Raw genomic sequence first — 26455 nt, 5'->3', positions numbered from 1 at the left:
CATTTAAGACTTTTACATTTGTAATCATCTGAAAAGCCATTTGATGCTTAACCAGAGTTTCTGTTTCTTCCTCACAGCATTAATGTTCTTTCTAAAAGATGCTGCGACACAATCACGGATGATTACCGATTCTGTAAATACAGAAAATACCCTGAATGAAATTGTGAATTTATGTTATAAAAATCCATTTGATTGCAAACAAAGAATTGACTCAATTTACAACATTTCTACGGCAGAAAAAAACCAATATTTTATATCAAAAACACTCAATGTATTAGGTATCTATTACGATATTATCAATCAATGGGATAGTGCTCTTTATATTTATGAAAAAGCTTTAAAAATTGCAGAAAAAAATGGTTACAAAAAATTACAGGCAAGTATTTGGAACAATATTGGTTTGATCCATTGGAATAAACTGAAGAATGACTCGGCAATTTCATATTACTTCAAAGCCCTGGAACTTTACGAATCGATCAGTGATTCAAAAGGGACAGCCAATGTTTACAGCAATATATCTCTGATATTGTTTACTCAAAGAAATTATGAAAAAGCGATTTATTATCAACATTTAGCATTGCAGGAATATGTAAAATCACAGGCTGACCGAAATATTGCAATATCCTACACCAATCTAGGAATTTATCACGAAAAGCTTAGTAATTTAGACAGCAGTCTATACTATCTGAGGCTAGCAGCTCACATCAAACAAAAAATTGAAGACCTCTACGGGCTTGCAATTACCTACAATGACTTGGGAGCTTTATTCTTAAAAACTGATAATCACGATTCAGCTTTACATTATTTTGATTTGTCGCTTAGGTTATCAGAAAATTTTTCTAACAAAAAATTAATTGTATCTAATCTTGCATCTATTGGAAAAATATACCTTCAGATTAAAAAATTTCAGAAAGCAGAAAATATATTAAAATCAGCAGAAAAAATCGCTCAGGAACAACAATTACTGTATCCACTATTAATGGTATATGATAGACTCTCAAAAGTTTATGAAAATACCGGAAATTTTAAACAATCAATGATGTATTACAAAAATGCTTATAACCTTTATGCAGAAATTAATCAGAAACAAAGAGACAGCATCGTTCTGGCGCTGGAAAACAGATATCAATTTCAGAAAAAACTACGAGAACTGGCTGAAAAAGAGAAGTTAATTATTGAAAAAACTGCTTCTGCCAGAATAAATTTTCTTATATCGGTTCTCGCTCTATTACTTCTGATTATAAGCATAATTGCCATGTTTGCATATGCCAGGAAACAACGGCAAAAGAAAGAAAATGAAGCACGCCGGATGATTGAAAATCTAAAGAAAGAAATATCAAAAGAATTGCACGACAACATTGGCTCAAATCTTACTTTCGTAATTGCCACACTTGAATATACTTTGTATAAGCAACCCATATTTGAACTGGCTGAGCTTCTGACCTTCACCAGACGCACGTTATATGAATTACGGCAGATGGTTCGAAATCTGAATATTGCTGATTACACGGTACAGCATTTAAAACACGATCTTACCGAACTCGTAGAATTTTACAATCGGCATGACTCAAAGACAAAAATTAGCCTGAATTTCAAATGGATAAATGATGCCTCAAATCCTATTCTGTCTTTCAACATTTTGAGAATTGTGAAAGAAGGTCTGAACAATGTAATTAAACACGCTCATGCCAGCGAAGCCCGTATAGAAATAGAAGGAGAAAAGAATCACTTCAGGCTGATGATCATTGACAATGGAGTTGGATTTAATCCTGAAGAATCCAAAAACGGCAATGGCTTAAAAAATATAAAGCAAAGAGTTGACATGATGGGAGGTACTTTCTCTGTGATTTCAAATGAAAATATTGGCACAAAACTGGTCGTAATTGTTTAAATCAGGTAAACATCGTATTGTATTTATAAATAACTGCTTTTACTTTTACTATTCATTGCTGGTATATGAATAAAATTCGGGTTGTATTGGCCGATGATAATGCATACACTCGAATATCCGTTCAGCGAAATCTGAGCCTGATTGACGACATTGAATTGGTGTTTACAGCGTCAAACGCTCGGGAATTAATACACTTTCTGCGTCGTACACCGAATATACACCTTGTACTTATGGATGTTGAAATGCCTGAAGTTAATGGCATCGAAGCTGCTGAGAAAATAAAATCATATTTTCCTCACATCAAAGTTGTTATGTTTACAGTTTTTGATGATGAGGAAGTAATCTACAGAGCTGTAAAAGCCGGAGCCAGTGGATATATATTAAAGGACGCATCTCCAGAAACTCTTGCCACCGGAATACGAAATGCATATAATCACAATTTTTACTATTCAGAAGAAATTCTAAAAAAATCCGTTGAATTGCTGAGAAAGGCAAACCTGAGCAATTTTGATTCTAAATCAGAGAAATCAGAAGAAATCCTTACAAGTCGTGAGTCAGAGCTAATGGTTCAGCTGAGCCGTGGACTCAGCAATGCACAAATAGCTCACAACCTGGGAATTTCAGAGGGTACTGTTCGCAAACACCTAGAAAACATTTACAGAAAACTCCAGGTACATAACAAAGTAGAAGCTGTTATCAAATTCCGTCAGAAATAGATGACTTTTTAAAAGTAAATAAAAACTCGGTATATTTTCAAAGACTCACCATCAAGTTACAACCGCGTGCTTCGGCATGGTCGTAGCGTCCTAATACTTCAAAAGTGCCATCCGAATAAACTCGACCTAAATCTTGAGTAGCGATAAAGGCACAGCTGTACACATTTGCCAAATCAATCACATGTAATAGTCCGGTGGAATTGTAGGCAAAAGCTCCAAGAGGGTCGTTTATGTTTCGAGCAAACACACGCATCCAAGGTTCTGTAACAAAGGGCAATTCTCCCATTTTGTATGCCTGTGAAAGCAACTCTGTCATTCCGTATTCTGAATCAATTCGCTTTGGACGGAGCCGATCGTTTAAAATGTCGTGCACTTCTTCGCGTATCATTTCTCGCCTTCGCCCTTTCATTCCGCCTGTTTCGAGGAGTATTGTGTCAGGAAGTTCCAGGGAGTAACGTTCGGCCAAGTCAAGTAATGCAAATGTTACTCCGATGAGCAGTGTTTTTTGACCTTTATTATTTAGATATTCTAAGCGATTTACAAGTTCTTCGTATTCATATAAAAAGAATCCATTTAGAGGATGAGCACTAAGGCGCATTAAGTGATTTACCATATACACCAACGAGGAATCCTTGCGTTCGAGATAAGAAGGTAATAAGCCGATAATGCAGAATTCTCCAGGCGCACCGTAAAAAAGTTGAAATCCGGTGGTTAAACTCTTTTTGTACCAATCGAGGTCAGCTATATAATGACTTGAGGGTATAGCACCTGTAGTAGTACTGCTTCTAAAAATGGTTTGATAGGTACTTTTAGCAGTGAGAATTTGGAATTTTTTAAACATTTCGATCGGCAGAAAGGGTATTTGCTCTAGTGTTTTAACAGACGAAACATTAATACCCAGCCCGTCCACAAACATTCGATAAACCTCGCAATGAGCATGTTGAAAATTGAAAACTTCCAAAGCCTTTTCAGTGAATAAATTGTCTGAAAGCTCTGTTATGATTTCAGACGGTGTGAAAAATGACGCTTCCAATGAAGTACCTTAGCAAAGATTATGATAAAACTATGGCAAAAGTACGTATGCCATTTTTTTGGATACTTTCAGTAGTTTTACTCATGGGCGCATGCCGAAAGTTTAATCCCTTTGATCCCATACCCGTGATTGAATACAAAAGTCATTACTTCAAACGTTCTCAACCTCTTGGATTACACATGTTACACCTCGAAATGACCTTTCGGGATGGCGATGGCGACATTGGCCTCAGTGAAGGCGATACCTTGCCTCCCTTTGACATCTCCAGTCCTTTTTACCACAATTTGTGGATTGAACTTTTTACCATAAAAAATTCTTTGATAGTCGATACCTTTAACTTTAATGCTCGAATTCCAAACATTACTCCTCCCGGACAGGTAAAAAGCCTTGAAGGCGAAATTCAATACGAAATTCCCATAGATGGCCTTGCCGAGGGAGATACTATCAGAGTAGGCATACGTCTGGTCGATAGAGCACTGAATGTATCTGCCCGTTCTTTTTCTCCCGAAATAGTTGTAAAAAGACCACAGTAGGTGTTCCTTTGGACCGTATTAGGCCTTTCATGAAAATTGTTGATACCCATACACATATTTACTTAGAAGATTTTGATGCGGATTTCGATCAAATACTACAGAGAGCTATCGATGCAGGTGTGGAACGGATGCTCTTGCCAAACATTGAAATTTCCACCTGGCCGGCTCTCCAAAAAGCTGTTGAACGCTATCCGTCACATCTTTTTCCAATGATTGGGCTCCATCCCTCATCGGTAAAAGAGGATTTCAGAAAACAACTTACTCAGCTTAATAAATATCTCAATGATTATCAAGACGATGTAGTAGCAATCGGCGAAACGGGCATCGACCTCTATTGGGATGTTTCTACACTCGACCTTCAGATTCAGTCATTTGATCAACACATTCAGTGGGCATTGGAGTTTAACTTGCCCATCGTGATACATAGCCGTAATGCCTTTCAAGCCATTTTTGATGCACTCGAACCTTATAGAGGCAGAGGCCTTAAAGGAGTATTTCACTGTTTTACAGGCACGTTAGAAGAGTCTCAATGGATTGTAGATTTTGGATTTCACCTCGGAATAGGAGGTGTACTCACGTATAAAAAATCGGATTTACCAGAAATCTTGCCACATGTGCCAAAAGAGCGAATAGTGCTCGAAACAGATGCACCCTATCTGAGTCCGGTGCCTTTCAGGGGCAAGAGAAATGAACCTTCCTATATTTTATACATACTTGCCAAATTGGCCGAGGTCTGGAAAACTACACCAGGCGATGCAGCAGAAATCACGTATAAAAACTCGAAAAATTTATTTCCAAAAGCCTGGAAATGAAAAAAATACTCGTCATATACACCGGGGGCACAATAGGAATGGCACGCCAAGGAAGCGATGGTGCTCTGGTACCTGTTGAATTTGAAAAACTTTATGCTCTAATACCCGAACTGAAGGAACTGCCCGCTGAGATTCATTTTCAATCGTGGGAAACACCCATCGACTCTACCGAAATGACTCCTGATCACTGGGTAAAGCTCGCTCATCAGATTTTTGAGAATTACGCCTTTTACGATGGATTTGTGGTGCTACACGGCAGCGACACTATGGCCTTTACGGCCTCTGCATTGAGTTTTATGCTTTGCCATTTGAACAAGCCCGTTATTCTGACCGGCTCACAGTTACCCATCAACATCATTCGAACCGACGGAAAGGAAAACCTGCTCACCAGCATTGAGATAGCCATGTTCAGCGATGAAAATGGTGAACCCTTGGTGAGAGAGGTCTGCATCTATTTCGAATACAAACTTTACAGAGGAAATCGAACCTATAAGCACTCATCGGAATCTTTTAAAGCCTATAAAAGCCCGAATTATCCCTTGCTTGGCGAAGCAGGACTTGAAATCAAAATTTACCGACAAAACCTGCTCCCTTCTTCAGATGCTCCTGTGCATCTCTTTACTGATTACGAGTCTAATATCCTAAACATTAGTCTCTTTCCAGGTATCAATTTTCAGTGGATGCGAAGTGCTTTAGAAAATGCACATCATCTGAAAGCACTCATTCTGCTGACATACGGTGCGGGAAATGCACCAAAAAATCCAGAGTTGAAATCACTGCTCAAAATGATGAACGATAGAAAAATTCCTGTTATAAACATTTCTCAGTGTAAGGCAGGCTCCGTAGCTATGGGAAAATACGAAGTAAGTCATTGGCTATTGGATCACGACGTGATCAGCGGATATGATATGACGCGCGAAGCTGCTATCACCAAAACCATGTGCACCCTTCCTTTGGCTAAAGACCTTACAGAGTTTAAAAGATTGTTTCAAACACCTCTGGCTGGTGAAATAACCTTAAATTAATTTTCATTTTTTCGTGCGAATGAAATTTTGTTAAATTGCGTGCGTTTTTTCAGGTAAAAAACGAGGTACGGAGAGGTGTCCGAGTGGCTGAAGGAACACGCCTGGAAAGCGTGTATACCCCTAAAGGGTATCAAGGGTTCGAATCCCTTTCTCTCCGCTGATTAACTGTAAATTAACCTAAAAACCAACATCAAGTATGAGAAAAGCGCTCTCTATTTTGACACTCTCAGCTGGTATGCTGATGTTTTCATTCAATCTATCTTTCGCTCAAGAAGACACCGCTAATGCAGAGCAAACTGAGCAAACAACAACAGCAGCTGCGCCGGAGAAAGAAGTTGCTGATGAAGCTGCTGCTGAAAACACAAAGACTTTCCACCAAATCATCAAAGAGAAATTTATCGAAGGTGGTCCAGAATTCATGGGAATCGTATTGATTTCACTGATTCTTGGTCTGGCCATTAGCATCGAAAGAATTATATATCTTAACCTCGCTAATACAAACAATGAAAAACTGATTGCCAACGTTGAGCAGGCCCTCAACAGCGGAGGTATCGAAAAGGCTAAAGAAGTTTGCCGCAATACACGTGGTCCGGTTGCTTCTATTTTCTATCAAGGTCTTGACAGATACAACGAAGGTATTGACATCGTAGAGAAGTCGATCGTATCATATGGTGGTGTGATGATGGGTCAGCTGGAAAGAGGTGTATCATGGATTTCTCTCTTCATCGCTCTTGCTCCTATGCTTGGGTTCATGGGTACTGTAATTGGTATGATTCAAGCTTTCGACGCCATCGAGGCTGCAGGTGACATCTCTCCATCACTGGTAGCTGGTGGTATTAAAGTGGCTCTATTGACCACCGTATTCGGTCTCATCGTTGCAATGATTCTTCAGATATTCTACAACTACATTATAGCTAAAATCGATAGCATCACTAACTCAATGGAAGAAGCTTCCATTTCACTGGTCGATTTACTTGTGAAATACAATCACAAAATGGGTAAATAATCCTTAAAATATTTGAACGATGATCGATACCGGAATCATACTCACATATATCATGATTGGTATATGTGTTGCCGCCATTGCAGGCTTTGCAATTGCTAAGGTTTTTACCCACTTCAGCAAAGTTAAAAATGCACTGATAGGTATTGCCTTGTTGCTTGTAATCTTTTTCATTGGCTATTCAATAGCCGATGGCAGCGATTACGTAAACTATCCGGCTTCTATGGGCATTACTGAAGCAAAATCTAAAATGGTAGGCACAGGGCTAACTACGTTTTACGTTCTTGCCCTTCTTTCAGTACTTTCAATTTTGTACGTAGAAGTTTCTAAAATTTTCAAATAAAATGGCCAGAAGAGCAGCCCCGGAGATCAATGCAGGTTCGATGGCAGACATAGCCTTCTTGCTTTTGATTTTCTTCCTCGTTACTACAACAATGGATGTGGATTCTGGTATTTCGCGTAAGCTTCCACCATACGATGAGCGTGAACCACCGGAAATGCCACCCATTAAAGAGCGCAACATTTTACGCGTGCTGGTCAATAGCCAGGACCTACTCCTGGTGGACGACCAGTATATGAAATTGGAAGACTTGAAGGAATATGCAAAAAGACACATAGCTAACTTCGGCAAGGAAGAAAACCTCTCTGAAAGCCCTGAAAAGCATGTGATTTCTTTGCAAAACGACAGAGGCACATCATACGAAATGTACATTGCCGTACAAAACGAATTGACGGCTGCTTATAATGAACTTAGAGACGAAGAAGCTCTGAAGCGCTTCGGACGAAAGTTTAACCTGCTCGATGAGGCCAGCGCTAAGGAAATAGCTGATTATTACCCGTTGAAAATCTCAGAAGCTGAACCTGTAAAACTCAAATAATATGTCAAAATTTAAACGCAAAACAGGTAAAAGCCAGCCTGCCATATCTACTGCCTCACTGCCTGACATCGTATTCATGCTTCTGTTCTTCTTTATGGTTACTACCGTTATGCGTGAAGTTACCCTACTTGTGCAGAACAGGAAACCCTTTGCCACAGAGGTAGTGAAGCTCGAGCGCAGGTCACTGGTTTCATATATTTATGTTGGTCCTCCAATCAAATCGCTCCAAGCGCAATTTGGTACTGAACCTCGCATCCAGCTAAACGACCAATTTGCTACACTAAGCGATATAGGTCCCTATATTACAGACGAAAGAGAGCGCAGAAATGAGGCTGAAAGACCGCTCATGACCGTGTCTATCAAAGCCGATAAAACTGTAAAAATGGGATTAATTACGGATCTTAAATTTGAATTGCGCAGAGCCCAAGCCCTGAAGATCAACTACTCAACAGTGAAAGGTAAACCTTTTGGCGATAATTAAGTAGTTACGTTATCTTTCAAAAAAGCTGTCCAATCGGGCAGCTTTTTTTTACAGCAATTTTTTTAAAAATTAGATTGAATCGTAAGAGTTTATTACACAAACTGTAAAAGAAGATTTTACGAGAATTTACACTCTGTATTTACAAGATAAATTCCACGTGTTGATTTTAATTAAAATGTTTCTTTAAAAAACAAAAAATCCGTCGCTTTGCTAACGACGGATTCTTTTTTTAAAATAAAATTTTATCTTACTCAGCCTAAAGCAACTCTTCTGAAACCGGTTACTTTAAGACCTTTTTGTACAGAATCAAGATATTGGGCGACGCTCAATTTTGGCTCTTTAATAAACTCTTGTTCAACCAGAGTATTTTCCTTAAAGAACTTGCCCAATCGGCCTTGAGCGATCTTGTCAATCATATTTTCTGGTTTACCTTCTTGACGAGCGAGCTCACGACCGATTTCGAGTTCTCTTTCGATAATATCCTGAGATACAGAATCTTTATCAAGTGCAATCGGATTCATAGCGGCTACCTGCATGGCAACATCCTTACCAGCTTCTGGAGCTTCAGCTGTGAGGGCTACCAAAGTAGCAATCTTTTTATTTGAGTGAATGTAGTAAGTCACATACGAGCCTTCGAGGGTAGCGTACCCAGCTATGTCGATTTTTTCGCCGATCACACCGGTTTGTTCGATCAGCTTTTCGCCTACTGTGAGGCTTCCTTGGAATGGAAGAGCTTTAAGTGCTTCAATATCTGCTGGTTTGTTCTCAAGAGCAATGTTGAGTATAGCTTGATTGAGCGCAATAAAGCCCTCGTTTTTAGCCACAAAATCTGTTTCGCAGGCTAGAGCGACTATTACACCATAAGTGTTATCTTTATTGGTAGTGGCAAGGGCACAACCTTCAGTAGTAGCGCGATCTGCACGATTGGCAGCGATTTTCTGGCCTTTTTTTCTGAGGATGTCTATTGCTTTTTCTACATCACCATCGGCTTCTGCAAGGGCTTTCTTGCAGTCCATCATGCCTGCTCCGGTTATTTTTCTTAAGTTGTTTACGTCAGCTGCTGTTATATTAGCCATATTAAACGATTGATTTTTAGGTTATTATTTAAATAAACAAGGGCAAAATTACATTTTTGCCCTTGCTAAATTTGTTACGCGAATATTAAGGTTACCACATTACTCTTCACCTTCGTCGGCTGTAGCCATTTTAGCGGCTTTTTTAGCCACCTTTTCTGTATTGCCTTTGTCTTTTTCGCTACGGCGATCGTTCATTCCCTCAAGTAAGAAGACTCTTACATATTCCAGAATTTTTGCAATAGATTTCGAAGAGTCGTCATTACCAGGAATGGGAAAATCTACTTCGTAAGGATTTGTATTAGTATCGACGATGGCAAATACTGGAATGTTGAGTTTGTGAGCCTCTTTAACGGCAATATGCTCTCGATTGATGTCCACTACAAAAAGAGCTGCGGGCAGACGGCTCATATCGGCAATAGATCCGAGGTTTTTCTCAAGCTTTGCACGCAAGCGCTCTACTTGTAGCTTTTCTCTCTTAGAGAGTGTATCAAAAGTACCATCAGCCTTCATGCGGTCGATGTTTGTCATCTTTTTTACCGCTTTGCGGATGGTCACAAAGTTTGTAAGCATACCTCCCGGCCAACGCTCTGTAATGTAAGGCATGTTGAGCTCTTGAGCCAAGTTGGCAACTACATCTTTTGCTTGTTTTTTAGTGGCTACAAACAAAATCTTTTTTCCACTGCTTGCTAACTTCTTGAGCGCTTCACCAGCCTGTTCAAGTTTTTGTGCAGTCTTGTAGAGGTCGATAATGTGAATTCCGTTGCGCTCCATGAAAATGTATGGAGCCATTGCCGGATTCCACTTGCGAGTGAGGTGTCCGAAGTGCACACCAGCTTCGAGCAACTCTTTTACTACTTCTTCGTGATTCATGTATTGAGGTTAAGTTGGTTCTTTACTTTCCTTTTACTAAGCTGCTGACTTAGCAACCGACAGGTAGCGGGGGGTTAACCCGATCCTACCGGTTTGGATGCTAAATACACCATTAACGCTTAGAGAATTGAAATCTCTTGCGAGCCTTTTTACGACCGTACTTCTTGCGCTCTACCATGCGTGGGTCGCGAGTCAAGAGACCTTCGGCCTTGAGTGCAGGGCGGTATTCAGCGTTCACTAAGCACAGAGCGCGGCTAAGGGCATGGCGAATTGCTTCAGCTTGGCCTGTGATACCACCGCCTTGAACGTTAACTTTGATGTCAAATGCGCCTTCAGTACCTGTGAGTTTCAGTGGCTGAAGCACTTTCGACTGAAGAATACCTGTAGAGAAGTAAGACTTGAGGTCGCGACCGTTTATGGTTATGTTACCGCTACCTTCCTTTAAAAATACTCTGGCTACAGCGGTCTTTCTGCGGCCTACAGCGTGTGTTATTGACATATTATATCCATGCATTTATGTTCAACACTTCTGGCTTTTGTGCTTCGTGTTCATGCGTTGGGCCGGCGTACACGCGCACATTGCGAAAGAGGTCTCTGCCCAATTTGTTCTTTGGCAGCATACCTTTCACAGCCAATTCTACTACTCTTTCGGGTCTTTTTGCCATGATTTCGCGGGGAGTTCTGTGGTACTGACCACCTGGATAACCGGTGTGAAATACATATTGCTTATCGGTCAGCTTGTTACCACTAAGAGCTACTTTTTCCGCATTGATCACAATCACGTGATCACCACAGTTGATGTTTGGGCTAAAATAGGGCTTGTGTTTTCCACGGGCGATTTTAGCCACTACAGATGCAAGTCTACCGAGCGTCACGCCTGTTGCATCTACTACATACCACTTCTTCTCCACCATTGCGGGAGTGGCTGAAATGGTCTTATAACTAATCGTATCCACAGTTGTCTTAATTATAAATGTTTGAACAATATTGTTTTACAATGGCTAAAAATTGGGCTGCAAAAGTACATTAAATTTTCAATTCTTCAATTTATGCAGCATTTTTTATTCGAAGATCACTCTTTTAAGAACTTGTAAATAAATATAAGCTTGGTAGTAGAATTTTCTCTTTTTGCAATAGACAGGGTTTGATTTATTTTTAAGTTCTGTCTTTAATGTACATTTCAATAAGTGTAAAAGTTACCAGATTTTGACTTTAATGTAAATAAGTAATGAATACCAACTCCCGTGAAAATGGAAATAGTCCCTTTATGTCCAATGTTGCTACAATTATGAGGCACTGTGGTAAAAATGCTGAAGAAAATTAGATTTTAGCAGCCAAAGAACTCAAAAACCAATGGCATAAGAAAGATTTTGAGTAGAAAATTGAGTCTTTAATCGATCGATTGTCGTTAAGTGTTTAATGAGTAAAAAATGTTGAATATCAGAATTTAAAACAAATTTTTAACTTGTCAAAAATTATAAGTCAGGGCTAATCTGAATTTTGCTTGGTTTTCACATAGTGGAAACATCTTTTTAACTTTACGTGAAATTTTAAATCTCCTAAAAATGAAAAAGTACAAAAATTACGCTTTACTTGGTTTGTTCGTAGCTTCAGCTCTACTTGGTTGTAAAAAACAAGACGATAACAACGACGACAACACCACCCAGCTCGTAGGCATTCAAGGTAAATGGCAATCTTCAAAGGCAAATGTCGCCCCTCTACTTGTAACGCTCTTTCAGATCGACTCGATCTACGCCGAATTTAAAACAAACAATACTTACGAAGTAAAGCAATGGAATAAAAATGGAGTTCAATTGCCCACTCTGTCAGGAACCTACACTCAAACAAAGAGCAACGTCGGCAATATTTGGACAATTCGCGTAGAGCAAACTCAACCATCAGCACTGATCAGTGAAGGAATATTTGAAATCACGGGCAATACGATGAAATACGAGATCGTGCAAACTCAGCCCGATATTCAGGCAGTACCTCCTACACCGCAAGGTGGATTTGGAAGTACCAATGGCGGGGCTCTCGGTCAAGCCAATGTGCAGACTTACGTGAGAGTACCTTAATCTACTAACCTACTAAGCTGATAAGATGCCCAAAACGGCAACTTATCAGCTTTTTTTATGCCCAAAATTTACTTAAATGTATGAAAAAAGGACTATTTCTCACAATTGTTCTGTTTTCAGTATACCGCGTAATGGCGCAAGTGCAAGCGCCCACCCTTCGCGAGCTCGATAGGGCAATACCAAAAAAGGCGGATCGGGAGCTACAAGTCTTTGCCCTATTTTACAATCAATATGTAGCTGGTAATTATTTTCCAACGAACGACTTTTTAAGAGGTCAGATTTTCGGGCGACTCTTCGGTCAAAATACCACCAATACTTCAAAGGAATTGACCGCCAAATATTTTGAACAACGGCTCTTGCCCTTTTTGATCTATTCACCTAAGTTGCTGAACGGCAAGGCTATCCTGCGAACGTCGTTTGAAATCGATTATACATGGGGCGATGTGGCTTATGGCGTAGGCGGTAATTTCGGTGGGGCTCTCTCTGCTGACCAGGTAAACATTCAAACGCAAAACATTCAATTAGAAGTTTTGCCTTTTAAAAAATGGTCAGTACTCTTTGGCCTTCAACGAATGTTTGACCATCCGGGCAATGCGTATCGCACTTTATTTGATCAACTGACAAATACGGGTTACAGACTTTTTTACTGGGGTACTGATGCTTCGGGCATCAATGTGCGCTACGACGGCGACTTTGAGCGCATGAAGGTGGGATTTTGGCAATTTTACGAAAACAATCCGCAAGAAGACGACGATGTTCAGCGCTTTGAGTGGATGTATGAGCGCGAGGTGGCCCGTCTTTGGCGTGTGGCATTAAGTGCTGACTATGTACGCGATCGCGGCAATGGCGAAGGTGGTCCTTCGATTTTAGGGCAGGGTCTGAATTCGGTGTTAAACGACTATAACGGTACCTATCGCTTTCCTCTGGGTAGTGGTTACAGGGCTGATATAGGATGGGTCGGTACAATCGTCAATTACAATGCAGATCACGCCATGGGTCCATGGACGTTTAACGGATTTTTTAACTACAACTTTGGTCGGGTAGATACGATCTCTCCTGCTCAAACGTTTCACAGGCGTGCCTCCATTGGTGGATTTGGTTCTAACATTCGACTCGCCTATAAATACGGACAAACTCTTGGCGATATCATTCACTTAGATGCCGTGTACACTAGTGGAGATGCAAATTCGCTGTCCGATAATAAATATTCTGGCATTCTAACAGGTAATACTTGGGGCTCACCAGTAAGTTTATATATAAGCCATGGTGCCTATATCCTATTCCCACATGGCAATGTGGTAAACCGATTTGTAGCCGCAGTGACCGATCCATCGAATTTGGGTTTCGGGGTTACGGGTATGGTACTGAATGTCCATAGGGATTTTGTACCTCATAAATTAAATGGAAAGATAGGTGCAGCCACAGCTGTAAGTAACGTAGCCCCTTCTGGCGGTGGATTCTTGATTGGCAATGAAATGAACTTTAGACTTCAATATACCCCCCAGGTATTTATGAACATAGAACTGCACGGCGCATACCTATGGCTCGGTGACTTTTACAACAGCTCACTTGTAAACGGTGGTGTTAATACCCGTCCGGTGAATCCGTGGACGGTGTTTCTGGTGTACCGATGGCTTATGTTTTAAAAACATGTTTAAAAAGCTTTTAAACAATGAAAAAATTAGGGTTGATTTTTACACTTTTCTATTGGATACAAATTGCACAAGCGCAAATGCTGATGACTCCAATGGATGATTACCCTCGAATTTCGTCGTTTGAGGAGCTGCAGTATCCATTTGAAACTAAAAAAGTTCAACTTTCAAACGATATTACTGTGGCCTATGCTGATGAAGGAAAGGGCAGTGAAACAATTATTTTCATTCACGGGCTTGGCAGTTATTTACCAGCCTGGAAAAAGAATGTGGAAGTACTGCGCCAGTACTACCGATGCATAGCTATTGACTTGCCTGGCTACGGTAAATCTTCAAAGGGCGATTACGATGGCTCGATGGAATTCTTTTCAGATGTCGTCATCCAGTTTGCTGACAAACTGGGGCTTAAACAGATTGTTTTGGCCGGCCATTCCATGGGCGGTCAGATTTCGATTGTCACAGCTTTAAGGTATCCCCAGCGCGTAAAAGCTTTAATATTGGCAGCACCTGCAGGATTTGAAACTTTTAACGAAGGACAAAAACAGTGGTTCAGAGAGGTAGTAACTGCACGAAGTACTGCGCTCACGCCAGCTCAAACCGTGCAGAGCAATTTTGGCTTTAATTTCTACAAATTTCCCAAAGATGCCGATTTCATGATTCGCGACCGACTGGCCATGCGATTTGCATCAGACTTCGATGGGTATTGTTACATAATCCCCAAGAGTGTACAGGGTATGGTTAATCAGCCGGTGTTTGACCTGCTCGATAAGTTGACTCAACCCACTTTAATCGTTTTTGGTGAAAGTGACAACTTAATTCCTAATCGGTTTCTGAATCCTGGGCGTACGCGCGATGTGGCTTTGGCCGGATATAGCAAAATTCCAAAAGCTACTCTAGTAATGGTGCCTAAATGCGGACACTTTGTGCAATGGGAGGGAGCAGATACGTTCAACAGTGCGGTGAAAAAATTTATTGATTCCGGTTTTGTAACCGAAAAGAAATAACCCCAAAGGTTTCATTTGTTGAGAGCACAGCCTGAATCCGCAGCAACGGCAATTACATTTGCGGGCATTAAGTCCAAACGATTCCAGTATGCAAAATCTGGCCGAGATCATTTTAAATCCGGATGGATCGATTTACCATCTACATCTAAAACCGGAAGAAATTTCTGAAATTGTCATCACAGTAGGCGATCCGGGTAGGGTGGATAAAGTGGCCGGATTTTTCGAATCAGTAAAACTTACGCGTCAGCACAGGGAGTTTCGAACCATCACTGGAACTTATCGCGGCCGACTGATCTCAGTAGTATCTACAGGTATTGGCACAGATAATGTCGATATCGTGCTAAACGAATTGGATATTTTAGCAAATGTGCTTCTGCCAGAGCGCATCGCTCACCCATTTCCCAAGAGTTTGATTATTTGCCGCATGGGCACTTCAGGAGCCATACAGACTGACATTCAGGTAGGTACATTACTTGTAAGTGAAGAGGCCTGGGGCATCGACGGTTTGCATGCTGGATATGACTTCGGACCTTTAACCGAGATACAGCCTGGCCTTTTCGCTTATCACTCCCGGGCCGATGCAGGTTTGATCACGGAGTTCGAGAATGCCGGTTTTATAAAAGGAATTACACTTACAACTTCCGGATTTTATGGTCCACAGGGAAGAAGCATCCGAATACCTTCGGCACTTAGCTGGTTGAGATCTCAAAGCGGTTTTGTGGCCGAAAAGGGCCTTACAAACCTCGAAATGGAAACAGCCGGTATCTATGCATTAAGTACCCTGCTGGGTCATCGGGCTGTTTCACTCAACGCCATCTTAGCCAATCGCATCACGGGCGAATTCTCTCCTCAGCCGGAGGCAGTAATGGAGGAGTTAATCCTCAGGGGATTGGATGTGCTCAGCAGATTGTAATTTTTGAGTAGCAGAATCAGGTCGGGGCACAGGATCGTAGCCATAGGTACCCCAGGGGTGACAGCGCGACAACCGCTTCAGTCCCAACCATGTGCCCTTTAATGGCCCCCATACTTGTACTGCTTCTATCATGTATTCTGAGCACGAAGGTGTATGTCTGCAGACTTTTGGCAAGAATGGAGAAAAAAAGTATTGATATGATCTGACGGGCAAAATGATAAAATAGCCCGTCAGTTTTTTTAAAGCTTTTAAAATTTCCATTATAAAAGGGTGTATGTTGTGCCTTCTTTGGTGTCTTTTAGTTGAATTCCAGCCTTCAACAATTGATCGCGAATTTGATCAGAAAGAGCAAAATTTCGATCTGCACGTGCCTTTTGACGTATTTCGATCAAAATTTGTATGACCGAATCGAGCTTGCTGGTATCAGTGGTCGCATGGGAATCCTCTTCCAGGCCGAGCACATCTTGTACCAGTGCTTTTACACGGTCTGATAAGTATTGTAAATCAGAGGCAGTCAGAGACTCCTGGCCGGTGTTCATCAGATTGATAAAGCGAACGATTTCAAAAAGCTCAGCGATGGCTATGGGGGTATTAAAGTCGTCGTTCAGTGCATCGTACACCCTTTGTACGGTGGCACGCACATCGAAGGTAGATTTTTCAGCAGCCTTCAGCTCAGGCAAAAGGGCAATAGCATCCATAAGACGCCGAAATCCCTTTTCAGCTGCGGCCAGTGCCTCGTCGCTGATGTCGAGTGTGCTCCGATAATGCGCCTGAAGCATAAAGAAGCGCACAACTGCCGGGCTGTAAGGCTTAGAGAGGAAAGGATTTTGGCCGGTAAAGATTTCTTGTGGCAGCAGGGTGTTACCTGTACTCTTACTCATGCGCTTACCATTGAGCGTGAGCATATTGGCGTGCATCCAATAACGAACTGGCTTCTTGTGGTGGGCGGCAGTACATTGGGCTATTTCACATTCGTGGTGCGGAAATTTCAAATCCATCCCTCCGCCATGAATGTCAAATACTTCACCCAAATACTTGGTGCTCATTACTGAGCATTCGAGATGCCAACCCGGAAAGCCCTCTCCCCAGGGCGATTCCCAGCGCATGATGTGCGTGGGTGAAGCCTTTTTCCATAAGGCAAAGTCGAGTGGATTCCGCTTTTCGTTTTGACCTTCGAGCTCGCGAGAGCCTGCGATTAATTCTTCCACATTCCGGCCACTCAGTTCGCCATAAGGTTCCTTCTCCATGTATTTTTTCACGTCGAAGTAAATTGAACCATTTACTTCATATGCAAGCCCTTGGTCGAGAATTTTTTTAATCATTTGAATCTGTTCCACAATATGTCCTGTGGCTGTAGGCTCAATGGAGGGAGGCAGTACATTGAAGCGCTCCATAATGCGGTGAAAGCCCACGGTGTAGCGTTGCACCACTTCCATTGGCTCGAGCTGTTCCAGCCGAGCCTTTTTGGCGATTTTATCTTCGCCTTCATCGGCATCGTTTTCAAGGTGGCCGGCATCTGTTATGTTTCGCACATAACGAACTTTGTAGCCTATGTGTTGTAAGTATCTGAATACCACATCGAAAGATATGAATGTGCGGCAGTTGCCCAGGTGTACGTCGTTGTAGACGGTAGGTCCGCACACGTACATTCCTACAAATGGAGGGTTTAAGGGTTCAAATTTTTCTTTCTCACCTGATAGAGTATTATATATATAAATCTCTTGTGTTTCGCCGTGTTTCATCTATTTGTGGTTGACGCTCCAAATTTCGGTAGAATTGATGGACTATTTTTTCAATAAAATCAAAAAGGTTTTTTATAACGCGAGATTTTGACAATATATGCAGGCAATGTTTTTTACTCAAAAAAATAATTAATCCGATCAAACTAAAAATTTATAAAAACAACTGGTTAGTGAAAAGTTTTCACAGCAAATGATTAAACCTTTTTGAGATATAGGTTAAAAATTACAAAAATTTATCAAGGAAAACTGTTGTAAAGACATTGTGAAAAAGCGATTTTTAAAAATAAAAAAGCTGCCCATGGTAGGGCAGCTTTTTCTCTAAGTACCGAAGGTGGGACTCGAACCCACACGGATTTCTCCACACGCCCCTGAAACGTGCGTGTCTACCAATTCCACCACTTCGGCGTTTCAGGCCTGCAAAAATAGATATATGAGAAAATAAATAAAGTATAAAATTTTACATAGCTGCTTTGCGCTTGCGAAATTCAATTTCTTCGCGAATGTATTTCGGATGAATAAAGAGCATTCCGTAGCTCTCTCCCGGATTTTTTACCAAATGCTTGTGATGCATTTTGTGAGCGCGCAATATGGCGGCAAAGTACAGGTTTTTAGAGGGCTTCAGCCATTTAAAGCGCTGATGGATGTAAACTTCATGTACAATAAAATAGGCAATGCCATACAAAGCAATACCAGCGCCGATGCTCACTGACCAGTTGTTTGAATACATGAGACCTAGCATGATGCATAGCCAAGAGGGTATAGCGAAAATTAGAAAGAATGCATCATTTTTTTCAAAAAATCCAGGCTCCTTAATGTGGTGATCTCGATGTAAAACCCAAAGAGGTCCGTGCATCAGGTATTTATGCGCAGCCCAAGCTACATATTCCATCGCTACAAAAGTGACTAACGCTACGAGGATGTATGCCCAAATCATATAATTAAATTTTGAAAAACAAAAAACAATACAAAAATAGAAACAACCCAGAAGGCATTTTTGGTCACAACTACCGATTTAAAAAACTTGTAATACAATAAATACATCCCAAAAGATACAACAAACCAGCCCATGTAATTTTCAACCGGTGGTAGACCTTTGTCCCAGGTCCAAAACTCCAGAGAAATAGCTACAGGCTCTATCAAATAATCAGAAGCAGTCATCAGCGTTGCACCAGCTAATGCTTTTATTAGTATCGGTAGTCGAATGAGCTCGATGGCATACAAGATGCCCGAAAACATTATAAACCAATTAATACCGATGATAATCGGTGTATCCCATACCTTAGGACCGAGAACGTTGCCATATACATACTCTCCGAAGGGAAAACCCGTATTAACACCTATAGCTTCAATGAAAAATCCCAACAAATAAATGGCAGAAGCAAGAGCAAAAACGTATAAGGTCTGTCCGCGATAACTTTTAAAAATCACAAAGGCGCTAATGAGTAAATTCAAAGGAGTTAGTGGTAGAAATATACCTCTTAATGTAGGTAGATTAAAAGCTACTAAAGCCCATACGTGCATGGCTATAAGTAATGCAAGGAGTGACTGTTCAAGATTTTTAAATAGGTTTTTTATGTCTTTCATGAAGATATTTCAATTAGATCGGAGACAATACGAGCAGAGAGTAGGCATAGGGGTATGCCACCTCCGGGATGAACGCTGCCCCCGCAAAAGTAGAGATTTCGGATTTTTCTGCTAAAATTTGGATGGCGGGCAAAGGCAGAGAACATATCATTGCTGCCCGCACCATATAAACTTCCCTGATAGGAGAATGTTTTGCTTTCAATACTTCTGGGGTCAAGTGTAGCCTCGGCTTCGATGAGTGGTTCGATGGAAGTACCGAGTCTTTTACTCAATTTTCTAAGAATGTTTTCACGCGTTTGTTGCAAGAGCTCATCCCAATTCTGCCCTGTGTTGCCGGGTACATTAACCATTACAAACCAATTGTCACAGCCCTCGGGGGCATCTCCAGGATTCCAGCGCGAGGTGATGTTGATGTACACTGTTGGGTCGTGATAAATGGTTTTTTTTCGGAAAATGTGTTCAAATTCAGAGCGGTAGTCGTTTGAGAAGAAGATGTTGTGCATATCCAACTCCGGAAATTGATGCCTAATGCCCCAATAAAATATGAGAGCTGAACTGCTGCGGGGATAACTTAGAATTTTCTCAGGTTGAGGTGCATCAGGTAAAAGATATTTGTAAGTAGGCACCACGTCCATGTTTGACACGATCAGATCGAAGGGTTTAAAATCTCCATCAGCAAGTACCCCCGTGGCTGTATTGCCTTCCCAAAGGATTTTTTCAACCTGCGTATTGAAGTGGAAAGTGACTCCCAGGTCGGTAGCAGCTTTGTATAGCGCTTCAGTGATGGCATGCATGCCGCCGATGGGGAAGAAAGTACCCACATTGTGCTCAAAGTGCGGAATTATATGCATAATACCCGGCGTCTTGTAGGGGTCTGAACCGTTATAAGTGGCAAATCGGTCGAAGAGCTGCACCAATTTTGGGTGTTCAAGCCACTTTTCATTTACACGGTGTAGGGTAGTGGTGATTTGGTAACGGGGAAAATACGCTAATGCCCTCAGCGTTTCGACAGTAAGCCAGGTTCCTAATTTATGGAGCGACTTCTCCAAAAAGATTTTCCCGGTTTTTTCGTAGGTAAAACGGGCATTTTCAAGATATTCAATAACTCTATTTTTCGGAACTTTTAAAACATCTTCCACCATAGTGGCAAATTCCTTCAGATTGCCAGAGGCGGGCAGAAAAGTGCCGTCGTCCCAAAAATAATGGCACGCGGTAGGATGCTTGACGTATGAAAAGTAATCGGCAAGGCGTAAACCAGCTGCTGCAAAGGTGTCTTCCAGGAATTGTGGCATGGTGAAGAGCGAAGGACCAGCGTCGAAGCGATATTTTCCGACTTGTATTTCTGAAAGCTTCCCGCCTGGATAAGAATTTTTTTCAAATACGTGTACATCAAATCCTTTTGCCGAAAGGCGAATTGCAGAAGCAAGGCCAGCTACGCCTGAGCCGATGATGGCAGCACTGGATTTATTGGTTTTCATATTTCAGAATACGCGGGGTACAAAGGTTAAGTTTATTTTCGCCTGCTTAAAAAGCATTTTTTAATGACAAAATCTTCACGCGTTGATCGCTTTTTGGCCTTAATCGAGCGGGCAGGCAATGCTTTACCACATCCGGCTACATTGTTTTTTCTTTTTGCTGTTATTGTTGTGGTCCTGTCAGCAGTGGTTAGTTTTTTTCACATTGAAGTGGTGCATCCCGGCAATGGATCCATCATTAAGCCAGTAAATCTGATCTCCAGGGAAGGATTAGACATGATCCTGACTAAGATGGTTACCAATTTTACGGGCTTTGCTCCATTGGGTACGGTGCTCGTTGCTTTGCTGGGGATTGGTATTGCTGAAGGCAGCGGATTGATAGGTGTGGTTTTGAGAAAAATTGTTTTGTCATCGCCCCCGAAGTTGCTCACTTTTGTTGTTGTATTTGCAGGAGTGCTTAGCAATACAGCCAGCGAAGTTGGGTATGTACTGTTGGTGCCGCTGGCAGCCATTATTTTTCAGTCGGCCGGGCGTCATCCGCTAGCTGGTCTTGCAGCTGCTTTTGCGGGTGTATCGGGTGGGTACAGTGCCAACTTGTTGCTGGGTACAATTGATCCGCTGTTGGCAGGGCTTTCTGAAGAGGCTGCACGCATCATCGATAAAAATTACGTGGTAAATCCTGCCTGCAATTATTACTTTATGGCATTTTCTACTGTTTTGATCTCTTTTTTGGGAACTTTTGTAACTGAGAAGATTGTAGAACCCAGATTAGGTAAAGATTATCAAGTTCAAAATCAAGACAAAATAGAGCATCTGAATACATCAGAGCGCCGGGGCTTGAAGTATGCTTTGGTGGCTTTTATTGTTTTCACAGCGTTAATTCTTATGGGTATTTTGCCAGAAAATGGAGTGCTGCGCGGGGCAGATGGCAGTGTGCTAAAGTCGCCCTTTATGCATGGCATCGTCGCGTTGGTATTTTTAAGTGCTGGAATCATGGGAATAGCTTACGGAATAGGCGCTGGCACCATAAAAAGCGATGCTGATGTGATGAAAGGCATGTCAAAATCAATGGAAACTCTTGGGTCGTATATCGTTCTTGTATTTTTTGCAGCGCAGTTTGTAGCGTATTTTAATTGGACGAATCTCGGTCTAATTTCCGCCGTTAAGGGAGCTGAAGGACTAAAAGCCCTTATTGGTTCCTTGGGGCTTGAAAACAAATTGCTAATGGCAGTATTTATCATGGTGCCCTTCATAGTATTGTCGGCCTTAATCAATCTGGTAATGGGTTCAGCATCAGCTAAGTGGGCTATCATGGCCCCTGTTTTTATACCCATGCTCATGCTGTTGGGGTATTCTCCAGAATTTACGCAGGTAGCTTATCGCATTGGCGACTCAGTCACAAACATTATTAGCCCGATGATGAGCTACTTTGCTCTGATAGTCGCATTCATTCAGCGATATCAGCCCAAAGCCGGAATCGGAACGGTTATATCACTCATGTTGCCGTATTCCGTGTTGTTTCTGATTGGCTGGGTCCTACTCCTAATCGTGTGGATCGTCACTGGCCTGCCGATTGGTCCCGGAGTTTCCTTGTATTACACTCCGTAAATCTGTTACATTAAAAACATTACTTTTGACGGCGAAAGTCAAACACTTACAAGCTCTACTCACTATTTAACTTCATTATTACAAAAACACACATGAAAAGACTTGTAAGTTTTTTTTCCATTCTGATCTTGCTGATTGCGGTGGGTTTTGGAATTTATTGGTATTTCTACCTACGTAAACCCAAGGAGCCCGTAAGCTTAATTAATCTTAAAACTACCTTGGTGTGCAACTCGGATCAGGTAGAGGTTTTGAGATCTAATAAGGAAGATTGGGAGCCCGTGCGCAATGGAGACGACATTTATTGGGGTGATCGCATTCGCATACCTGCTGGTACCGAGGCAGCATTGGTAATTAATCCAAAAAGCAAAATCGAGCTTATCGACGAATGTGAAGTGTGGCTTGAGCAGACCAATGACGGTAAAGGTGCACTGTATCTGATCAAAGGAGATGTGCGCTACACCTTGGATGCTGATTTAGCCTTTTCTACAGGAAAAATTAAATACAGCGGTGGCGAGGTATTGCTTCAATCGAATAAAGCAGCTGCACCTTATATTGAGACAGGTATCACGCAAAAGTCTGGAGGTGAATCAACCTTGTTTTCGAGTTATGCCGGCGATCACACGCTGAAGAATGCCTCTGGCGATTATGTAATCGAAAGTGGTAAAGCGGCTATTATTCCGCCTTCTGGCGAGGCTCCTCAAATTGTGGATTTGCCCGATCCACCCCAAATAAGAACGCCCAAAAACGGAGAAAAAATCCAAAAAGCCATTTTGAAGAAAGGCTTTGATGTGATATGGACACCAACTTACGGTGCAGTGAAATACCGCCTGGAGTTTCTACCGACAAACCAACGCACTGCGGTGGGCATTAGTTATTACACCAACAACACTGGCATGCGGATAAGAAATATCGAGCCCAATCCCTATTTGGCACGCGTATATGCCGAAGATATCAGAGGTCTGAAGAGCAAATGGAGCGATGGAGTTGAAATAGACATTAACAACAATTATTTCCGCCATTTAGAAAAACAGGCTACTTCACAGGGAATATATGTAGGCTTTATGCCCTATCGGGATGTGATGATAGCCGGCGGTTTCATTCGGGGATATTCACCGGCAGAGCACGATGTAGTGCTCTTTTCGCGCACCGATTATTGGTGGATTCAACCCTTGATCGACGACTTTAATACTCCCATCGATCCGGATGGATATTTTGAAATTTACACCAATCTGGGCGATGCCCTGGCTGTTTACGTCGTAAAAAAAGGCTTTAATAATTTTATGGATCGCTATCCCGAAGGGAAATTACCACCGGTGGATGGAGTTAATATTAAGGCTTTTAAAATAATACCTCGCAATACCTTTTAAAGATCCATGTAGGGATCTTTTTAACAAAGCGCATTACCAATGATGTTTTAACAAGCCTTTCTGCATTACATTTGCAGCCGTTTTTTTAAGAAAGATTTGAAAATCAGACTATTATGATGCATTCAATACTGTATTTAGTTCCGTTAATGGGCGTCGTTGGGCTCATTGCGATGTTGGTTAAATCTTCCTGGGTCGAAAAACAAGATGCCGGAGAACAAAAAATGCGCGATTTAGCCAGTTACATTGCCAGTGGTGCTATGGCTTTTCTAAAAGCTGAGTGGAAAATACTTGGCTACTTTGCCGCTATCGCTATGCTGCTGCTCGCATGGTTGGGTACTCAAACGCACAACTCCAGCCCGGTAATTGCGATTGCATTCATAATTGGAGCTGTTTTCTCAGCCACAGCAGGTTACATCGGTATGCGCATAGCTACTAAAGCCAATGTGCGCACTACGCAAGCCGCCCGCAGCGGATTGGCTAAGGCACTTAAAGTTTCCTTTACCGGCGGAAGCGTGATGGGCATAGGTGTGGCTAGCCTTGCCGTACTCGGTTTAGGTGGATTGTTTATCGTGTTTTACTACATATATGTCGTAAGTGTTGGTGGCAATGTGAACGGCGACGAAATGGCTACTGCCCTTGAAGTACTAGCGGGCTTCTCTCTTGGCGCCGAATCAATAGCGCTTTTTGCTCGTGTAGGTGGTGGTATTTACACTAAGGCTGCTGACGTAGGTGCCGACTTGGTCGGTAAAGTAGAGGCTGGCATACCCGAAGACGACGTGCGCAACCCTGCGACCATAGCCGACAACGTAGGCGATAATGTGGGCGATGTAGCCGGTATGGGAGCAGACCTTTTTGGGTCGTATGTGGCTACTATCCTAGCAACTATGGTGTTGGGTAGAGAAATAGTTTCAAATGACGACTTCGGAGGAATCGCTCCTGTGGTGCTACCGATGATACTCGCAGGCCTTGGGCTGCTTTTCTCTATAGTGGGTATGCAGTTGGTGCGCATCTCTGACGATAAAGGCAATGTACAAAAAGCGCTTAACTTAGGTAACTGGGGCTCAATTGTACTCACTGCCATCGCTTCCTACTTTGCTGTGAAGTACATCTTGCCAGAGCAGATGGAAATTCGCGGGTATGCATTTACCAACATACACGTATTCTACTCCATTATATTAGGTCTGATCGTAGGTGCTTTGATGAGCGTCATCACTGAATATTATACGTCAATGGGTAAGCGCCCGGTAAATTCGATTGTAAAGCAATCAGCTACCGGACACGCTACAAACATTATCGGTGGTCTTTCTGTCGGAATGGAAAGTACCGTTTTGCCGATCATCGTACTGGCGGCCGGTATCTATGGTTCATATCAGCTTGCCGGCTTGTATGGGGTGGGTATTGCCGCTGCAGGTATGATGGCTACTACCGCCATGCAGTTGGCCATAGATGCTTTTGGACCCATAGCAGATAATGCTGGTGGTATAGCAGAAATGAGTCAGCTTCCGGAAGAAGTACGGCACCGCACTGATATACTCGATGCAGTTGGAAATACCACAGCAGCTACCGGTAAAGGTTTTGCCATTGCTTCTGCCGCTCTTACATCACTTGCTTTGTTTGCTGCCTTTGTGGGAGTGGCCGGCATCAATGCCATCAATATTTACAAAGCCGATGTGCTTGCAGGGCTGTTTATCGGCGGTATGATTCCATTTATCTTTTCTTCATTGGCCATAGCAGCAGTTGGTCGTGCAGCGATGGACATGGTAAACGAAGTGCGCCGTCAATTCCGTGAAATTCCTGGCATTATGGAGTATAAGGCACGTCCGGAATACGAGCGCTGTGTAGAAATTTCTACCAAGGCATCTATTCGCGAAATGATTGCTCCGGGGGCTATTGCTTTGATCGTACCCGTAATTATTGGCTATGCCTTCGGACCCGAAGTGCTGGGCGGCATGCTGGCCGGTGTTACCGTATCGGGTGTGCTGATGGGTATGTTTCAATCTAATGCCGGTGGTGCCTGGGATAATGCCAAGAAATCTTTTGAAAAAGGTGTAGAAATCAATGGTCAGGTGTACTATAAAAAGTCTGAACCGCATAAGGCTTCCGTAACAGGTGATACTGTAGGTGATCCTTTTAAAGACACTTCAGGCCCATCGATGAACATCCTTATCAAACTCATGAGCATCGTATCGCTGGTGATCGCTCCTCATATAGCTGTAAAAGATCAACACCAGGTGCCTGACATAACCGAATCTGCAGTTCAACTGGAAGCTACCATGCCAGCTGAGCAGCCACATCCTGATGCAATACTCAATATACCAAATCGCGGAAGTTTTTCTATCCCAGTTCGAAATGCGATAATCGAACAGAATGAAGACGGAACACTAAGAAAGGTGGATCTCTACCTCGATAGAGAGGTAATAGAATCAGCTACCAGCATTCAAACACCATCTAAGGTGCTCTTCGTATCAAGCATCATTGTACGCTCAGCCGAAGATCCTAACGTGTCAGACATGAAAGGTTTCATCAGCCTCTACAAAGACAAAGACCCCGTGGCGGCTCGCGTTACAGCCCGCTACGACGGGGCCATTTTACATGAAGTACAAATTACTGTTGCTCAATAATTTTTGAATTTTAAATCAAACAATGAGTCGGCCTCTGCGTGAGGCCGCTTTTTTTTGTTAAGAAGAATGTAATACGTGCCCTGCGTAACTCAAATT

Annotated in this window: 26 protein-coding genes and 2 tRNA genes; 17 read left to right on the top strand and 11 right to left on the bottom strand. The window is 42.1% G+C overall.

Annotated features, from left to right (window positions below; translation table 11 throughout):
- Positions 1-118 precede the first annotated feature (118 nt).
- A complete protein-coding gene (locus ACK4EX_RS05920) occupies positions 119-1891 on the top strand; it encodes a tetratricopeptide repeat protein (RefSeq protein ID WP_409770721.1) in 1773 nt (590 codons plus the stop codon).
- Between the two features lie 65 nt (positions 1892-1956).
- Positions 1957-2607: a response regulator transcription factor gene (locus ACK4EX_RS05915; protein WP_409770719.1), complete on the top strand. Its 651-nt coding sequence runs from the start codon at positions 1957-1959 to the stop codon at positions 2605-2607.
- Between the two features lie 37 nt (positions 2608-2644).
- Here the strand turns inward: ACK4EX_RS05915 and ACK4EX_RS05910 are convergent, their stop codons facing one another.
- Entirely contained in the window at positions 2645-3640 is a 996-nt protein-coding gene (locus tag ACK4EX_RS05910; protein ID WP_409770717.1) for an acyl transferase, read from the bottom strand.
- On the opposite strand from ACK4EX_RS05910, the gene ACK4EX_RS05905 reads away from it, so the two are divergent.
- The 8 genes from ACK4EX_RS05905 to ACK4EX_RS05870 all read left to right on the top strand — a co-directional run bounded on the left by ACK4EX_RS05905 (position 3640) and on the right by ACK4EX_RS05870 (position 8372).
- Positions 3640-4173, top strand: a complete 534-nt coding sequence (locus tag ACK4EX_RS05905) for a hypothetical protein (RefSeq protein ID WP_409770715.1) — start codon at positions 3640-3642, stop codon at positions 4171-4173. The two genes, ACK4EX_RS05910 and ACK4EX_RS05905, sit on opposite strands and share 1 nt — an antisense overlap.
- Positions 4174-4202: 29 nt before the next feature.
- Positions 4203-4985 carry a TatD family hydrolase gene (locus tag ACK4EX_RS05900; protein ID WP_409770711.1) on the top strand — a complete coding sequence of 261 codons (783 nt, stop codon included), beginning with the start codon at positions 4203-4205 and terminating at the stop codon, positions 4983-4985.
- Positions 4982-6010, top strand: coding sequence for an asparaginase (locus ACK4EX_RS05895; protein WP_409770709.1), 1029 nt, complete (start codon positions 4982-4984; stop codon positions 6008-6010). Before ACK4EX_RS05900 ends, ACK4EX_RS05895 begins: the two co-directional genes overlap by 4 nt.
- A gap of 69 nt (positions 6011-6079) precedes the next feature.
- A tRNA-Ser gene (locus ACK4EX_RS05890) sits at positions 6080-6167 on the top strand.
- A gap of 39 nt (positions 6168-6206) precedes the next feature.
- Positions 6207-7016: a MotA/TolQ/ExbB proton channel family protein gene (locus ACK4EX_RS05885; RefSeq protein ID WP_409770707.1), complete on the top strand. Its 810-nt coding sequence runs from the start codon at positions 6207-6209 to the stop codon at positions 7014-7016.
- A 19-nt stretch (positions 7017-7035) separates the two neighbouring features.
- Positions 7036-7356: a hypothetical protein gene (locus tag ACK4EX_RS05880; RefSeq protein WP_409770704.1), complete on the top strand. Its 321-nt coding sequence runs from the start codon at positions 7036-7038 to the stop codon at positions 7354-7356.
- 1 nt (position 7357) lies between these two features.
- Positions 7358-7891, top strand: a complete 534-nt coding sequence (locus ACK4EX_RS05875) for an ExbD/TolR family protein (RefSeq protein WP_409770701.1) — start codon at positions 7358-7360, stop codon at positions 7889-7891.
- 1 nt (position 7892) lies between these two features.
- Entirely contained in the window at positions 7893-8372 is a 480-nt protein-coding gene (locus tag ACK4EX_RS05870; RefSeq protein ID WP_409770698.1) for an ExbD/TolR family protein, read from the top strand.
- Positions 8373-8623: 251 nt separating this feature from the next.
- Here the strand turns inward: ACK4EX_RS05870 and tsf are convergent, their stop codons facing one another.
- From tsf to rplM, 4 genes are all read right to left on the bottom strand, one after another.
- The gene (tsf, locus tag ACK4EX_RS05865) at positions 8624-9448 is read right to left on the bottom strand and encodes a translation elongation factor Ts (protein ID WP_409770696.1); all 825 of its coding nucleotides are present in this window, start codon (positions 9446-9448) and stop codon (positions 8624-8626) included.
- A 99-nt stretch (positions 9449-9547) separates the two neighbouring features.
- On the bottom strand, positions 9548-10318 hold the full coding sequence (rpsB, locus tag ACK4EX_RS05860; RefSeq protein WP_409770693.1) for a 30S ribosomal protein S2: 771 nt from the start codon (positions 10316-10318) through the stop codon (positions 9548-9550).
- A gap of 112 nt (positions 10319-10430) precedes the next feature.
- On the bottom strand, positions 10431-10817 hold the full coding sequence (gene rpsI, locus ACK4EX_RS05855; RefSeq protein WP_409770691.1) for a 30S ribosomal protein S9: 387 nt from the start codon (positions 10815-10817) through the stop codon (positions 10431-10433).
- Position 10818: 1 nt separating this feature from the next.
- Positions 10819-11274: a 50S ribosomal protein L13 gene (gene rplM / locus ACK4EX_RS05850; RefSeq protein ID WP_409770688.1), complete on the bottom strand. Its 456-nt coding sequence runs from the start codon at positions 11272-11274 to the stop codon at positions 10819-10821.
- A 609-nt stretch (positions 11275-11883) separates the two neighbouring features.
- Here rplM and ACK4EX_RS05845 point away from each other — a divergent pair.
- The 4 genes from ACK4EX_RS05845 (at position 11884) to ACK4EX_RS05830 (ending at position 15962) form a co-directional block, all read left to right on the top strand.
- Positions 11884-12393 (top strand): hypothetical protein, encoded by a 510-nt coding sequence (locus tag ACK4EX_RS05845; RefSeq protein WP_409770685.1) that lies wholly within the window; start codon positions 11884-11886, stop codon positions 12391-12393.
- A gap of 80 nt (positions 12394-12473) precedes the next feature.
- A complete protein-coding gene (locus tag ACK4EX_RS05840) occupies positions 12474-14039 on the top strand; it encodes a hypothetical protein (RefSeq protein WP_409770684.1) in 1566 nt (521 codons plus the stop codon).
- Positions 14040-14065: 26 nt separating this feature from the next.
- Positions 14066-15049, top strand: a complete 984-nt coding sequence (locus ACK4EX_RS05835) for an alpha/beta fold hydrolase (protein ID WP_409770683.1) — start codon at positions 14066-14068, stop codon at positions 15047-15049.
- Between the two features lie 88 nt (positions 15050-15137).
- Complete coding sequence (locus ACK4EX_RS05830; RefSeq protein ID WP_409770681.1) at positions 15138-15962, top strand: nucleoside phosphorylase; 825 nt, start codon at positions 15138-15140, stop codon at positions 15960-15962.
- Here the strand turns inward: ACK4EX_RS05830 and yidD are convergent.
- From yidD to crtD, 6 genes are all read right to left on the bottom strand, one after another.
- A complete protein-coding gene (gene yidD, locus ACK4EX_RS05825; protein ID WP_277028573.1) occupies positions 15924-16223 on the bottom strand; it encodes a membrane protein insertion efficiency factor YidD in 300 nt (99 codons plus the stop codon). The two genes, ACK4EX_RS05830 and yidD, sit on opposite strands and share 39 nt — an antisense overlap.
- Entirely contained in the window at positions 16223-17704 is a 1482-nt protein-coding gene (cysS, locus tag ACK4EX_RS05820) for a cysteine--tRNA ligase (RefSeq protein ID WP_409770679.1), read from the bottom strand. The genes yidD and cysS overlap by 1 nt, the downstream gene beginning before the upstream one ends.
- Before the next feature lie 323 nt (positions 17705-18027).
- Positions 18028-18109: transfer RNA gene (locus tag ACK4EX_RS05815), tRNA-Leu, on the bottom strand.
- Positions 18110-18161: 52 nt separating this feature from the next.
- On the bottom strand, positions 18162-18638 hold the full coding sequence (locus ACK4EX_RS05810) for a carotene hydroxylase (RefSeq protein WP_409770676.1): 477 nt from the start codon (positions 18636-18638) through the stop codon (positions 18162-18164).
- Positions 18635-19288, bottom strand: coding sequence for a carotenoid biosynthesis protein (locus ACK4EX_RS05805; RefSeq protein ID WP_409770674.1), 654 nt, complete (start codon positions 19286-19288; stop codon positions 18635-18637). Before ACK4EX_RS05805 ends, ACK4EX_RS05810 begins: the two co-directional genes overlap by 4 nt.
- A complete protein-coding gene (crtD, locus tag ACK4EX_RS05800; RefSeq protein WP_409770672.1) occupies positions 19285-20766 on the bottom strand; it encodes a 1-hydroxycarotenoid 3,4-desaturase CrtD in 1482 nt (493 codons plus the stop codon). The genes ACK4EX_RS05805 and crtD overlap by 4 nt, the downstream gene beginning before the upstream one ends.
- Before the next feature lie 63 nt (positions 20767-20829).
- On the opposite strand from crtD, the gene ACK4EX_RS05795 reads away from it, so the two are divergent.
- The 3 genes from ACK4EX_RS05795 to ACK4EX_RS05785 all read left to right on the top strand — a co-directional run bounded on the left by ACK4EX_RS05795 (position 20830) and on the right by ACK4EX_RS05785 (position 26359).
- On the top strand, positions 20830-22371 hold the full coding sequence (locus ACK4EX_RS05795; RefSeq protein ID WP_409770671.1) for an AbgT family transporter: 1542 nt from the start codon (positions 20830-20832) through the stop codon (positions 22369-22371).
- Between the two features lie 92 nt (positions 22372-22463).
- Positions 22464-23738, top strand: coding sequence for a hypothetical protein (locus ACK4EX_RS05790; protein ID WP_409770668.1), 1275 nt, complete (start codon positions 22464-22466; stop codon positions 23736-23738).
- Between the two features lie 113 nt (positions 23739-23851).
- The gene (locus ACK4EX_RS05785) at positions 23852-26359 is read left to right on the top strand and encodes a sodium-translocating pyrophosphatase (protein ID WP_409770665.1); all 2508 of its coding nucleotides are present in this window, start codon (positions 23852-23854) and stop codon (positions 26357-26359) included.
- Positions 26360-26455: the final 96 nt, after the last annotated feature.

This window comes from Thermaurantimonas sp. (assembly GCF_046299575.1).
In the GTDB taxonomy this organism is placed as follows: domain Bacteria; phylum Bacteroidota; class Bacteroidia; order Flavobacteriales; family Schleiferiaceae; genus Thermaurantimonas.
The sequence above is the reverse complement of the archived record's forward strand: the minus strand, read 5'-3'. Positions and strand labels throughout refer to the sequence as shown.